Origin of the sequence: Arthrobacter sp. SRS-W-1-2016, assembly GCF_002009585.1 — a bacterium.
GTDB lineage: Bacteria > Actinomycetota > Actinomycetes > Actinomycetales > Micrococcaceae > Arthrobacter > Arthrobacter bambusae_A.
Window position 1 is genome coordinate 25,378 of the sequence record NZ_MTPV01000052.1, and the last position, 14,109, is coordinate 39,486.

10 protein-coding genes are annotated in these 14,109 nt (G+C 64.0%); 2 read left to right on the plus strand and 8 right to left on the minus strand.

Annotated features, from left to right (window positions below):
* Nucleotides 1–90 precede the first annotated feature (90 nt).
* A complete protein-coding gene (locus BMF89_RS13030; protein WP_078107531.1) occupies nucleotides 91–1,824 on the plus strand; it encodes an ABC transporter ATP-binding protein in 1,734 nt (577 codons plus the stop codon).
* Nucleotides 1,821–3,806 carry an ABC transporter ATP-binding protein gene (locus BMF89_RS13035; protein WP_078107532.1) on the plus strand — a complete coding sequence of 662 codons (1,986 nt, stop codon included), beginning with the start codon at nucleotides 1,821–1,823 and terminating at the stop codon, nucleotides 3,804–3,806. The genes BMF89_RS13030 and BMF89_RS13035 overlap by 4 nt, the downstream gene beginning before the upstream one ends.
* 107 nt (nucleotides 3,807–3,913) lie before the next feature.
* Here the strand turns inward: BMF89_RS13035 and BMF89_RS13040 are convergent, their stop codons facing one another.
* The 8 genes from BMF89_RS13040 to BMF89_RS13075 form a co-directional block, all read right to left on the minus strand.
* Nucleotides 3,914–4,126 carry a hypothetical protein gene (locus tag BMF89_RS13040; RefSeq protein ID WP_078107533.1) on the minus strand — a complete coding sequence of 71 codons (213 nt, stop codon included), beginning with the start codon at nucleotides 4,124–4,126 and terminating at the stop codon, nucleotides 3,914–3,916.
* A 148-nt stretch (nucleotides 4,127–4,274) separates the two neighbouring features.
* Entirely contained in the window at nucleotides 4,275–5,159 is an 885-nt protein-coding gene (locus BMF89_RS13045) for a BadF/BadG/BcrA/BcrD ATPase family protein (RefSeq protein WP_078107534.1), read from the minus strand.
* A complete protein-coding gene (locus BMF89_RS13050; protein WP_078107553.1) occupies nucleotides 5,156–7,753 on the minus strand; it encodes a glycoside hydrolase family 2 protein in 2,598 nt (865 codons plus the stop codon). Before BMF89_RS13050 ends, BMF89_RS13045 begins: the two co-directional genes overlap by 4 nt.
* Before the next feature lie 67 nt (nucleotides 7,754–7,820).
* The gene (locus tag BMF89_RS13055; RefSeq protein WP_078107535.1) at nucleotides 7,821–8,900 is read right to left on the minus strand and encodes a family 43 glycosylhydrolase; all 1,080 of its coding nucleotides are present in this window, start codon (nucleotides 8,898–8,900) and stop codon (nucleotides 7,821–7,823) included.
* A gap of 24 nt (nucleotides 8,901–8,924) precedes the next feature.
* Nucleotides 8,925–11,009 carry a hypothetical protein gene (locus BMF89_RS13060; protein WP_078107536.1) on the minus strand — a complete coding sequence of 695 codons (2,085 nt, stop codon included), beginning with the start codon at nucleotides 11,007–11,009 and terminating at the stop codon, nucleotides 8,925–8,927.
* Nucleotides 11,010–11,081: 72 nt separating this feature from the next.
* Nucleotides 11,082–12,164: a glycosidase gene (locus tag BMF89_RS13065; RefSeq protein WP_078107537.1), complete on the minus strand. Its 1,083-nt coding sequence runs from the start codon at nucleotides 12,162–12,164 to the stop codon at nucleotides 11,082–11,084.
* A gap of 5 nt (nucleotides 12,165–12,169) precedes the next feature.
* Entirely contained in the window at nucleotides 12,170–12,925 is a 756-nt protein-coding gene (locus BMF89_RS13070) for a carbohydrate ABC transporter permease (RefSeq protein WP_241710426.1), read from the minus strand.
* A gap of 217 nt (nucleotides 12,926–13,142) precedes the next feature.
* Nucleotides 13,143–14,105: a sugar ABC transporter permease gene (locus BMF89_RS13075; protein WP_078107538.1), complete on the minus strand. Its 963-nt coding sequence runs from the start codon at nucleotides 14,103–14,105 to the stop codon at nucleotides 13,143–13,145.
* Between the last annotated feature and the right edge of the window lie 4 nt (nucleotides 14,106–14,109).

A 14,109-nucleotide genomic window follows, 5' to 3' on the forward strand; every position in this document is an offset into this window, starting at 1 on the left:
CCGCCCCGCTTCGCCCTGAGGGAAAGCTCTAGTTGCCCCCAGCAACCAGTCGTAGACTGGCCTTCGAATCACTACGCGAGTTGGAGAACGATGCTCTGGAAACTTCTCGTTCAGTACCTGCGGCCACATCGGCGGCTCCTGATCGCCGTCGTCATTTTCCAGTTGGCGCAGTCGATAGCGTCGCTGTACTTGCCCACGCTGAATGCCGACATCATTGACGAAGGCGTGGCCAAGGGGGATACCGGGTACATCCTCGGCACCGGCAGCCTCATGTTGCTCATCACGCTCCTGCAGATCACCTGTTCGATCACGGCCGTGTACTTCGGCGCGAAAGCCGCCATGGGCTTAGGCCGGGACCTGCGCGGCGCTATTTTCACGAGGGTGGGGGAGTTTTCCGAGCAGGAGGTCACCCGCTTCGGCGCGCCGTCGCTGATCACCCGTTCAACCAACGACGTGCAGCAGGTCCAGCAGCTCGTCCTGATGTCCTGCACGCTCATGGTTGCGGCGCCCATGCTCAGCATCGGCGGGGTCATCATGGCCGTCCGGCAGGATGCCCAGTTGTCCTGGCTGATTGCCGTGAGCGTCCCCGTGTTGCTCGTTGCGGTGGGCCTCATTGTCAGCCGGATGGTGCCGCTGTTCCGCAAGATGCAGGTCCGGATCGACACCGTGAACCGCGTCCTCCGCGAACAGCTCGCCGGCATCCGCGTGGTGCGCGCGTTCGTGCGCGAGGACATGGAGACCGAGCGCTTCGCCTCGGCCAACCAGGACGTCACCGAGATGGCGCTCCGCGCCGGGCGGCTCATGGCCCTCATGTTCCCGGTAGTGATGCTGGTGCTCAACGTCTCCAGCGTGGCCGTGATCTGGTTCGGATCGTTCCGGATCGACGACGGATCCATGCAGGTAGGCACGTTGATCGCGTTCCTGAGCTACCTCATGCAGATCCTCATGTCCGTCATGATGGCGACGTTCATGGCCGTCATGATCCCGCGTGCGGCTGTTTCCGCGGACCGCATCGGGCAGGTGCTCGAGACCCCATCCAGCGTGCGGCCTCCCGAGAACCCTGTGACGGAGACCGCCGGCCGCGGCGAGCTTGAATTGCTCGACGTCGGATTCGCCTACCCCGGTGCCGAGCAGCCGGTCCTCAGCGGCATCAGCTTCCGGGCACGAGCAGGCCAGACGACGGCGATCATCGGCAGCACGGGCGCCGGCAAGACCACGTTGGTGAACTTGCTGCCACGGCTCTTCGACGCGAGCAGCGGCTCGGTGCGGATCGACGACGTCGACGTCCGTGAACTGCACCCGGACCTCTTGTGGGGGCACATCGGACTCGTCCCGCAAAAGCCCTACCTGTTCTCCGGCACGGTCCGAAGCAACCTTCTTTACGGCAAGCCCGACGCCACGGAGGAAGAACTCTGGCGGGCGCTCTCCATTGCACAGGCCCAGGACTTCGTCGAAGAGATGGAGGGCGGGCTTGACGCTCCGATCTCGCAAGGCGGCACCAACGTTTCCGGCGGCCAACGGCAGCGCCTCGCAATCGCCCGGGCACTCGTGAAGCAACCCGAGCTCTACATCTTCGATGACTCCTTCTCCTCCCTGGACACCGCCACCGACGCGAGGCTCCGCCAGGCGCTCAAGCGCCACACTTCCGGCGCCACCATGGTCATCATTGCGCAGCGGGTATCGAGCATCGCGGACGCCGAGCAGATCCTGGTGCTCGACGACGGGCGGCTGGTGGGGCGCGGAACCCACGACGAGTTGTTGGAAACTTCCGAAACATACCGTGAGATAGTTTCCTCGCAGCTGGCAGCGGAGGAGGCGGCATGAGCAGCGCACCCAGCACCGGCACAGCAGGCACCGCAAACCGCCCGCAGCGTCCCCCGATGGGGCCAGGCCGCGGCGGACCCTTCGCGGGAATGAGCATCCCGGCCGAAAAGGCCATGAACTTCCTGCCCTCGGCCAAGCGGCTCCTGGGCACGCTGCGGCCCGAGCGCATGTGGCTGACCCTGGTTCTCTTCCTTGCCGTCGCAAGCGTGACCTTGTCCGTGATCGGCCCCCGGCTTCTCGGTGAGGGCACCAACCTGATCTTTGCCGGCGTCGTATCCAAGCAACTTCCCGCCGGGGTGAGCAAGCAACAGGTCATCGACGGGCTGCGGGCTTCCGGCCAGGGCTCCAAAGCGGACATGTTGAAGGGCATGGACCTGACTCCCGGCGTCGGAATCGACTTCGGGGCGCTGTCCTCGATACTGCTGTGGGTGCTGGTCCTGTATGTCCTGGCCTCAGCGTTCGGCTGGATTCAGGCGTACGTTCTCAACGGCGTCGTGCAGCGGACGGTGTACCGGCTTCGTGAGCAGATCGAAGCGAAAATCAACCGGCTCCCGCTGCGCTACTTCGACTCGGTGCAGCGCGGCGAACTGCTCAGTCGCGTGACCAACGACGTCGACAACATTTCGCAAAGCCTCCAGCAGTCCATCAGCCAGGCGGTCACGTCCCTCCTCACGGTGGCTGGTGTCATCTTCATGATGTTCCTGCTCTCGCCGATTCTGGCGTTCATCACCTTGGTCACGGTGCCGTTGACGCTCGTGACCACCGTGCTGATTGCCAAGCGCTCGCAGAAGCTGTTCGTGGCCCAGTGGAAGAACACCGGCGAGCTGAACGGGCAGATCGAAGAAACCTATACCGGTCATGCGCTCGTGAAGGTGTTCGGACGCCAGCGGGAAGTGGAGGAACGCTTCCGCGAGAAGAACGCAGAGTTGTTCTCGGCCAGCTTCGGCGCCCAGTTCATCAGCGGCTTGATCATGCCGGCACTGACATTCATCGGCAACCTGGTCTATGTGGGGATCGCCGTGGTGGGCGGCCTGCAGGTGGCCTCCGGTGCCATGCAGTTGGGCGATGTCCAGGCCTTCATCCAGTACTCCCGGCAGTTCACGCAGCCGCTGGCCCAGCTCGGCTCGATGGCCAACCTGCTTCAGTCGGGCGTGGCATCCGCGGAACGCGTGTTCTCGCTGCTCGATACCGAAGAGCAAAGCGCGGACCCCGAGCCCTCGGCCGTCCCCGACGTGACGCGCGGGCGCCTGGTGTTCGAGAACATTTCCTTCTCCTACTCCGAAGACAAGCCGTTGATCCAGAATCTGAGCCTGGTGGCCGAGCCTGGGCAGTCTGTGGCGATCGTCGGGCCCACCGGAGCGGGCAAGACCACCCTCGTGAACCTGATGATGCGCTTCTACGAGCTCGACGCCGGGCGGATAACGCTCGACGGCGTCGACGTCGCCTCAATGTCCCGCTACGAGCTGCGCTCGCGGATGGGCATGGTGCTGCAGGACACGTGGCTCTTCGGCGGCACGATCAGGGACAACATCGCCTACGGACGGCCCGACGCCACCGAAGCCGAGATCCTGGAGGCGGCACAAGCAACCTACGTGGATCGCTTCGTGCACTCCCTCCCGGAGGGCTATGACACCGTGCTCGACGACGAAGGCAGCAACGTTTCCGCCGGTGAGAAGCAGCTGCTCACCATTGCACGGGCGTTCCTCGCCCGACCGTCAGTCCTGATCCTGGACGAGGCTACGAGCTCCGTGGACACCCGGACGGAGGTCCTGGTCCAGAAGGCCATGAGTGCCCTGCGTTCTGACCGGACGAGCTTTGTGATCGCGCACCGCCTGTCCACGATCCGCGATGCCAACCTCATCCTGGTGATGGAAGCCGGGCAGATCGTGGAGCAGGGTACGCACGCAGAGTTGCTGGCCGCTGGGGGCGCCTACTCGAGGCTGTACGAAGCACAGTTCGCGGCGCCGGTGGCGGAGGTCTGACGGCTCTGTCCACATAGCCGTTCCTCCAGGCAGGCCTCCGGATACGCGAACGACGGCGGGAGGTGGCTCCCGCCGTCGTCGTTGCTTTGCGTCCGAAAAGGCGCTGTTTACAGGGAGTGTGCGTCGAAGGCGGTGGCCTTGGCCGCGTTGCCGTTCAGGCTGACAGTGAAGGTGTTTGGCCCGCTGCAGGTGACTGCAATGCTGGCCTTGGAGGTGTTGTGGCGCACCGAGAAGTCGTGCACCAGGGCGTCCAGGGTGTGGTGGGTGGTTGAGCGGTCCCAAATTTTGAGGGTTACGGAATCGGCAGTTTCAAACGTCATTGTTCAGTGCTTCCATTCATGAATCCGGATATCCGGCTATCGCGCCAGTGCGAAAGCCGCCGTACAGCTTTTCCATAGTGCACAGCGAGGCGCGGACTGCTCAAGCCAGAACGGCGTTTGTTGCTCGTGAGACTCATCACAGTGGCGCTTAGTGGGATGCAAGATGCAGAGCGCCGAAGACCGGATCCTGGGTCAGGACCTGCAGAGTGTGGAGCCCCCGGGTTGCGAGGGCGATCCGCATGGCGGTCTGCAAGGTGGGCTTCATCCCGAGGCCACCGCCAAGGACAATGGGGCCCTCGATGTCCAGTTGCGCGGCGCATTTTGCCGCCAAGGAGGCGAGATCGGCGCCTGCTTGGAGGATCATGTCCAAGGACGCTGTGTGCCCCGAGGCCGCGCACTCAAAGACGATCGGTGATTTCGACGCCCAAAACTCGCGTCCCGCGTCGCCATGGAAAAGGGCAATCAATCCCTCCGGACCGGCGAGACCACACGACTTCACCAGCGCTTGCGTCAGTCCGTCGGGACGCAGCCCGCTGTTCATGCGTTCGAGGCTGTACCTCACCGCTTCACGACCGAACCAGTACCCGCTGCCTTCGTCGCCAAGCAAGTAACCCCAGCCGCCAGCGCGCGCCTCGTCCTCGCCGTTGGTGCCCCAGGCCGCGGACCCGGTACCGGCGATCACGGCGATTCCAGCGCTGCATCCGGCGGCAGCCAGCAGAAGGCGCGTGTCGTGAACAACGGAGACGGCGGCGTCGGGAGCCAAGGGCTGGATCAGTTCCTTCAGTGCGTTCGCGTCTTCGGCAGTGTCGATCCCTCCGGAACCGACCACCACCCGCGCAACGGACTCGCCCTGGAGGGTGGCGAAGACACCCTCCAGGTTGGTTCGGGCTTGGGCGCGGCTCACGTTCTGGACATTGGCGCTCCCGCCGGAAGCATCGGCAACGGCGGCGCCATCCAGCCATTTGATGCCGCGCGTCTTCGAGCCTCCGATGTCCAGGCCTACGACGGCGCCGATCGTGCCGGGGTATGTCATTGAAATGATCCTTCTTCGGTTGAGTTCGAGAATGCGAATCCGGCGGGTGGCATGATGCTTTCGGTTCGGATTCCGACCCCCTGCAGCACCGGATACCGCGACCATGCCTCAAGTCCCGGCCCGTCGGCACCACCAACCGTGGAGGCGACCCGGAAGGTATGGCTTTCCCCGGGCAGCAGTGAGATGCATTGTTCGGAGACAGTCGCCTTGGGGTCGAGCCGGTCCGCCTGAAGAACCAGATCGCGCACGATACTGTCGGCGGTGACAGTCACTTCAACGCCGCCGGGGACTTTTGATGCCCGGGCGGTGACCCGCGCCGGCTCCTTGATGCGATCCTTGTCCTCGGCGTAGAAGTGGAGGATCCGGTCCGCATGCCCGAGTCCTGTGCCTCGCGCCACGAGAACATCGGTCAAGGGCCGCTCAGCCTCGTGCAAATCCTTCGGAAGGCGGATTTCTGTCTTGCCCCGGGGTTCGACCTCGAACGCGAATTCATGGGACGCCTCCAGCCGGACGCCCCCCGCAAATGCCTCCTTCGGAGAATCCGTGCCGACGCGTTCCACGGTGAGGGTTCCACTCCAGGCCTCCACGGAATCGTTGACCAGAACGACGGCGAGCCCGTCGCCGCGGGGCTGGATGGTCGCCAGCCGCGGCCGGTAGGCCTCACGGATTGCGTACCACAGCGGTTTCAGCTGACCATATCCATCGATGGCGGCCCAGGAGGTGACGGGCCAGCAGTCGTTGAGCTGCCAGACAATCGATCCGGCACAAACAGGCGATCCGGCACGGAAGTGCTCGATGCCGAAGCGGATGGCACGGGCTTGGTTTACCTGCGTGAGGAAGTGCCATTCCTGGAAATTCGCCGGCTCGGGAAGATGTGCGGAGAGCCCTCTCTGCAGCTTCCCGGTACCGTCTTCGGCCTTTTGGTGCTGGAGGAATGCCGGGGATTCGAGGTCCAGGTCCGCCGGCTCCAGGACGCGGGTGAGGGTGGACCAGTTGGGGGGACCCTGGAATCCGAATTCGGAAACGAACCGTGCATTCCACTCCGCGTAGTGCGAATAGTCCTTCTGGTTCCAGACATCCCAGATATGCACGTTCCCGTGCCTGGGATCGTTGGGATGCAGTTCGGGATCTCCCGAATATGGGCTGCCGTTCCAGTACGGGCGGGTGGGATCCAACTCTGTTACCAAAGCGGGCAGGAGCTCGGAATAGTAGCTCCATCCCCAGTTTCGACCATCGAGCTGTGGCTTCCAATCCCAATCCCAGAAGCCCCAAACGCATTCATTGTTTCCATTCCACAGCACCAGGCTCGGGTGGCTCATGAGGCGTGTGACATTGTCCCGGACTTCGCCAGCGACTTCTCCGGCGAGCGGCCCATCCTCCGGGTAGCCGGCGCAGGCAAAGAGGAAATCCTGCCAGACGAGAATCCCCATGCGGTCGCACAGCTCGTAGAAGGTGTCCGATTCATACACCCCGCCGCCCCACACACGGAGCAGGTTCATGTTTGCCGCAGTCGCTTGCGAGAGGCGCTGCCGGAGTCGGTCTTCGGTGATGCGTGACGGGAAACAATCGTCCGGGATCCAGTTGGCACCCTTGACGAAGATGTCGGTTCCGTTGACGGCAAAGACAAAGCCGGTTCCGGCTTCGTCCTGTTCGGTTTTGAGGTCAAATTGCCGGAACCCGATGTTTTTGGACCAGACGTCAAGGTCATGCCCGTCGGCCAACAGCGACACCGTCAGTCGGGAGAGCGGTTGGGCACCCATATCGTGCGGCCACCACAGCTCAACATCCTCGAGATCCACCACTACCCGGGCCTTGTGGGAGCCCGCCGGAATGGACAACGACTCGGTCTTGCCTTGGATGGCGACCTTGAGTCCGAGCTCGCCTGAAACGCCCGGCGCCCGCAGAACCTCGACCTCCAGTTCCACCCGGGCATGTCCGTGGGTGGGGAGTTCTCCCCGTCCGGTCCCGGGTACAACGGTGGTGGTCACCGATGGACGAACGGACTGCAGCCGTGCCGTCCCGTACCGCCTGATGCGCACAGGCTTCCACGGTCCGGCTGTCACGAGGTTCGGGCCCCAGTCCCAGCCGAAATTGCAGGCCGACTTACGGACATACTGGAATGGCTCCGGATTGCCGTTGGGTTGTTCACCCACGGAGGCCCGGATGCGTTCGGCGTACTCGCGTACATTCTTGAAAACGATGGCCAGGTCATTGGCACCCGGCCTGACCACGTCGGAGACGTCCACGACGTAGCTGCGGTGCTGGTTGTACGTGTGCGCAAGGTCCTGCCCGTTGACCCGGATGACGGCGACAGTGTCGAGACCTTCGAAGACGAGCTCTGTCCGCCGGTCTTCATTGCCGTCGTGGTTGAAGGTTGTGGAGTATTCCCACTCGCTCCGGCCCACCCAATGCTGGGACTCCTCGTTTTGCCCCACGTAGGGGTCCGGGATGTGCCCATGGTCCATGAGGACCGTGTGCACAACCGACGGAACGGAGGCATCAAGCTTCCAGCCCTCGGCCCCGGACGGGGCGTCCGGGGCCGGAGCGGTCACTCTCAGAGTCCATCCCTTGGCGAGGTTGCTCGTCTCAATCATCATGTGTGCCTTATCAATCGAACGTGTGTTGCCAAGGGTGGCGGGTACGGCAGGCGGCTGGAGGTGCTTAGCCCTGGTCTGCGCGGTAGAAGTACATCTCCCGCGAGCCCGAAGGGGCATCCCAGCCTTGGGCGAACATCCAGGTTCCGCCGAACTTCAGGAGCCCGCCCCAAGCCAGCGAGCCTCCTCGGTGCATCCCCTTCTGGGTGAACGGTTCGTTCACGTCATAGAGCGCCTGTGCGGCGGAAAACTGGCCGTCTGTGTCGCCGTAGAAGAAGTCCAGCACCAGCTTGCCGCCGTCGCTCCCGGTGTTGTCGCCGTCGTCGACGATGGCGCAGGCCACTTCGTGCAGTGAGCCGCCCAGCGGCCCTAGGTCCAGGTACTCCTGTGGCTCGAACGTCCAGTTCACCATGTCGGTGGACCGGCCCACGTGGGTGGTTCCGCCGCAGCCCTCGGACAGGTACATCAGGTAGTGGCCGCCGATCTTGACGGCGTCGCCCTGGGCGTTCCGGGGGATGACGGCCCCCTTGGCCCAGAACCGCGAGACCTCGTAGGGGACGGCCAGGCCGAGCTTTTCCCAATGGATCAGGTCGTCGGATACGGCGACATTGATGTCGCAGCCGACGTCGCCCAGGGGATAGACATCCGGGTCCTGGCCAGCCTGCTCCTCGCTGCGGTCGATCGTCCAGATCCCGTTGTAGAACATGTAATAGCGGCCATCGGCCTGGTACACCTTGGGATCTTCGCAGCCAAGGATCTCATTGTCCTGGGTGGGGTAGATCACCGGGTTGGAGGGGTTGTCCTGCCAGCCGGTTTCGGGATCGTAGACGGCAACGCCGATGCGGCTCGAGACCGATTCCTTGCGCGGGGATGCGCGGTAGAAGAGGTAGAGCTTGCCGTCGCGTTCCATGACCGAGGGGTTGAAGATCGAATCCGCCGTCCAGCCGATGCCGGTCGGATCTGCCCAGTCCTGGACTTGCCGGAACGTCAGGGAATCGTCCTTGCGGAACGGACCAACAGCCCATTCCGGGTGCTCGGGATACGCGGCGGAAAACTGGTCGGTGGAAATGGTGTCGGTCAGCGGATTGCTGAACGTGAGCGCTCCCTCGTAACTGTGGAGCAGGGCTTCCGTGGTGATTTTCTGCATGGGTTCTTCCTGTGGTGATAAGTGTCAGTTGTGGACCAGGGTCACCCAGGTGAACCCACCCGGGGCTACGGTGACGCGGCCGGAATGGTCTGCCCCGTTCTGGTCGGGACCTGGTGCGACGGGCTGGCCGGAAGCATCGAAGGCCCGCTGGCTCAAATGGAACCCTTGGGGCATGTCCACTTTTCGATCGGTGCTTCCCGGAGCTGCGCTGATGTACAGGGTTGATTGGCCTCCTGAGCCGGAGACGGAAACCGAGGAAATCTGCGGCTGCAGCAGCACACCGTCGATCGATACGTCGCTTCCGGCCTTGGCGGTCACGCTGTCCTGGCCGGCCGGCAGGGCCTGGTCAAGGGAGAACGGGAAGAGCTTGCCGGGAGTTGCCGTGATGCCTTGTTCCCCTGCCCCGCCGTTGGGCGTGATACCGAGGAAAGTGCTCCCGGCAGTCCACGACGTCGTTCCGGCGGCTTCGGAGCGCTGGTTCACGATCGGGTACGCATTACGTGCCTGGCCCGCAGCGGGGACCGGGATCTTCACGGTGCCGCCCGCGTTGAGGGCGACGTATGCACCGCCGGACCAATTCGCCTCACCGGTCCATGCGGAGGCTGGCTTGACGACCGCGCCGCCGGTGATGGTTCCGGCTTCGGCTTCGGCTACCTTGAGTCCGTCCGTCCCCACGGTGCTACTGATCCCCAGGGCCTTGGCCTTGAGCTCCGGATTGGCGTCCAAAGCGAGCATGGACAACAACGTGTGGATGGTGGATTCCGCCCCGGAGTTGGGGTTGACACGGCCGTCGGTTTCGATGCCGTCAATAGCCGTGCCTGTTGCCGGGTTGTAGGCGGGCTTTCCGCTGCGGTTGGCACCGAAGTACCAGCCTGCGGCAACCGCCGCGACGTCGAGTAGTCCGGGAGCGTTCGCGGCTTTTGCGGTCGCCACGAGTCCTTCAACCCGCGAGTCCACGCCGTAGGCTATCTGTGCCTCACCGGGGGTCGGGCTCCAGGCGTTGTCCGGTCCTCCCGCGGCGAGGAGCTGCGGAGTGAACTGGGCGGAGTCCTTCACAGCGGCGGTCAACAGCTCAGGGCGATGCAGCAACGGGGACGCGGTCGCGACGGCGGCTGCAGCCATTCCGCCCCATGCATGCCACAGGGTCTGGGTCTGGGTCGACGGAAGAATCGCGCCGAACGGCCACTGCTGGACCGATCCCGAGGACATCGCGGCGATGCCCTCGGTGAGCTGGCCCAGCGCGGTGGCGGCAGCGCCGTCGTCGGGCGCGGCCTTCGAATAGGCGGAGAGTCCGAGCACGGCTTCCGCGGAGGCATCCGCCCCTCCGGTGATCAGCCAGGCAGGGACCTTGGTGCCGTCGGCAACGTCGTACTTTCCGTACTTCGAGAGGGACTGCTTGTTGAGGGACGCGACGGCGAGGTCCATCCTGGTCTGCAGGAACGCGGCAAACTGGGGATCGGCGGACTTGAACGCCGCATATCCTTCGCCTAGGGCCCACACGGTCCGGGCCAGCCAGTAGGACTCGGCCGAATCGCTGGGGTCAGGAAGTTCCACCGGCTTGGCACTCGGCGTCAGGGTGCCATCGGCTTGCTGCCACAACACCACGTTGCCGGCATTGGGACCGGAAGACGTCTGCAGGTACGTCAGCTCGCGCAGCACGTCGAAGGCATGGGCGCGGCTCGACGCGTCGCCGGTCTGCTGCCAATGGCGCAAGTAGACGACGGCGGTGCGGGCGATGTCGTCCGCGTTGAAGGCCCCTTGGCTCCAGTAACCCGTGGTTGCGTCCTTGGAACCTCCTCCTACCCGCGTGTAGCTGCCGTCGGCGTTCTTGTTGGCGTACGTCCACGGCGCCTGCGCCGCGGGGTGTTCAGCGATCTGGTAGGTGGTGTGGCCATCCACGGCGTTCAGGGGAACCGTGTCCAGCAGGAAATTCAGGTGGGACAGATTGGTCAACGGTGCCTGCGACGCCGACGCCGGCGCCCGCGACGCAGCGGCCGGAACCGGCTGCGCCGCCGAGGCCACCCCAGCCCCGGCCAGGAGCATCGACAAGGTGGCAACAACTGCGACCGGGGCGGATTTCAGCCGCGCATAAACAAGGGGAGGTGTCATGTCTAACTCCTAGGGGCATGGAAGAAGGGCTGGACTGCTGGGGCCGGGTGGTGCCTTGGGGCGCGGTCCGCCCTAGGCGCGGTCCAGCCGCGCCACGCCGATCTTCGAATCAGCCATGCCATAGAAGACGAACAGCTGCTCGCCGATCTTCTCTATTGCCGTGGGAAAAACGACATTGGGGACGATGCCCGAGATCTCGTCTTCCGTCTCCGGCGCCAGAAGCGGCTTGTCGCTGCGGGCGATCACGATGGAGGGATCGTCGCTGTCGAGGATCATCGCCGCGGCTGTGTAGTTGACGTTCTGCTGGTGGTCGAAGGCGGACTTTTCCATCGATCCGGAGACGCCGTGGTAGATCAGGAGCCAGCCCTCGTCGACCCGGATCGGGGCCGGTCCGCCGCCGATCTTGAGTTCTTCGAAGGGGAACTCGCTCAGGGCCACGAGCTTGTGCTTGCGCATGTGAACGAGATTGCGGATGTCCCTCTCGACATCGTCAACTGCGACATAGGAAATCCAGATACCGGGGCGGGTGTCTTCGATGCCGGCCGGCAGGTGCTCGCCTTCGCCTTCGCGGATCCAGCCGAGATCCCACATGGGGCGGTGCAGCAAAGCGTAGGAGGGGACCCCGTCGGGGTCGTTGATCGGTTCCGGGAAGAAGACTGCGTCCTTGTTGGCGAACAAGTTCAAGTCCATGGACAAGTCGGCCTGGTACTCGAAGTGGCAGGGCCCCAGGCGGTCCCACGTGCGCAGGTCTTCGGAATGGGCGAAGGCCAGGCGGGGCCCCAGCGGTCCGTAGGCTACATAGGTCATCAGGTGGCGGCCGAGCGATGGTACCCAGGTGATGCGGGGGTCTTCGGTTCCCGCGTTGTTGCGGCCCCTTTCCCATCCTTCGTCCGGTGCCAGGACAACGCCTTGGCGTTCGACGCCGGACGGGACGCCGTCGTCGCCGACGATCACCTTGGCGAGCCCCACGCGGGAGACATTGCCTTTCGCCACGAGGCGCGGCAGGAGGTATAGCTCGCCGTCGGGTCCGCGGCCGCTGGCGGGGTTCAGGACGCCTTCGGCTTCGAACTCGTTCCCGTCTTCCGGGGTCATGATGACGCCGGCGCGGGTGAGGGTGAACGGGACAGTGGGGAGTGCTGAAGTTGAGGAAGTCATAGAGCTTAGCCCTTTACGCTTGATCCGATATTGGTGGAAATGAATTGGCGCTGGAAGAAAATGAACAGCGCGACGGCGGGGGCCGCGAGAACGCAGGCACCGGCAAGGATCGCGCCGAACGGGTTTGATGCCGTGGCGGCGATGTTCGAGATGTAGTTCGCCAGGGAGACTGCGAGCGGCTGAATGGCTTGGTCCTTGGTGACGAGGAATGGCCACAGGAACTCATTCCACGGCCCGATGAACGTCAGCAGGACTGCCGTGACGATGGCTGGCCGGACCAGGGGGATCGCGATCTGCCAGAGGATCCTTAGCTCGCTTGCTCCGTCAATGCGGGCGGCCTCGAACAAGGTGGAGGGCAGCTGCATGAAGTACTGACGGAAGACGAACACCGCGGTGGAATTGATCGCGAACGGCAGGATCATGCCCAGGTAGGTGTCAGCGAGCCCATAGTCCCGCACGATCATGACGTACAGCGGGATGAGCAGGAGCTGGAACGGGATCATCTGCACCAGCAGCATCATCCCGAACACAAAGCCCTTGCCCCGGAATTGCATCTGGGCGAGTGCATAGCCCACCAGGAGCCCGAACACCACCGTGAAGAAGATGACGCCACCGGTGAAAATGCCCGAATTGGCCAGGCCTTTGAGCAGGTCGATCGAGTTGTTGATGTTGCTGTAGTTCTCGCCGGTGATGTTTGCCGGACTGGGGAACGCGCCGCCCACGGAGGTGTCCGGATTGGTCTGGAGCGAGCCGATGAACATGTAGTAGAAGGGGAACAGGAAGACGAAGGCCCCGAGGGCCAGGAGCACGAAGCTGCCCACGCCCAGGTTCTTGCGCTTCGCCACGGAACTGCCCTTGCGGGGGGCCTCGGAGCCGGGGACCGGGGCTTCGGGACCCGCTCCTTCGGGAGCGCCGGCACCTGGCCGGCGGGCGCCGTCGTCGTCGTTCCGGAGAGGCGCTTTGTTGAAAATAGACACGTCAGTCCTCCTTCCCGCCTACGAGGCGTTTTTGGATCAGGGCGATCAGCAACACGCCGATCACCAGCACCACTCCCAGCGCCGCTGCCACATCGGGATTCCCCTGCAGGATTCCCTTCTGGTACATCAGGAACACCGGTGACGTCGAGGCGCCGTCCGGCCCGCCTCCGCCAGTGAGCAGATAGGGCTCGGTGAACAGGTTCGCTCCGGTGATGGTGGCGAGCAGGGTCACCAAGACGCTGGCGGAGCGCACTCCCGGAACGGTGATGTTCCAGAACTGGACCCATTTGCTTCCGCCGTCCACCGAGGCGGACTCGTAGAGCTCATCCGGAATGTTCTGCAGTGCGGCCAAGTAAAGCAGGATGAAGAATCCCAATTGCTTCCACGTCACGTACAGGGCCACCGTTGGCATTGCCAGCCAGGAGTTCGTCAACCACGAGGGGTTCGGGGCCAGTGGCCCCAGAATGGCGTTGACCAGCCCGTTCTGCTGGAACAGGAACAGCCAGACCCCGACGACGGCGACACTCGCCGTGACGTACGGGACGTAGTAGCTGACCCGGAAGAAGGTCTTGAGCCGGGTCACGCGGTTCAAGGCGTTGGCCAGGACCAGGGACAGTCCCACGGTCAGCGGCACGTTGATGACCAGGAAGACGCCGATATTGGCGAAGGACCGTTGCACTTCCGGATCGGACAGGACAGTGACGTAGTTGTCCAATCCCACGAAGGGCCGGTCAACCTGGACGCCCGGAGCGGTGAAGAAGAACTGGTGGAAGGAGATGTAGACGGCGTACCCCAGCGGGTATGCCAGCACTCCAAGGACGAAGATGACGTAGGGGGCGCTGAACAGCAGTCCCAGTGGCTGGCGGCCCAGGAAGTTCTTGCGTTTCCTGGGCGCCTGCCGCTGATCCACGGTCCGCCCGGCAGTGTCTCCCGTAGCGGGACCCCCAGCTGAGCGTAGTGACATGGGG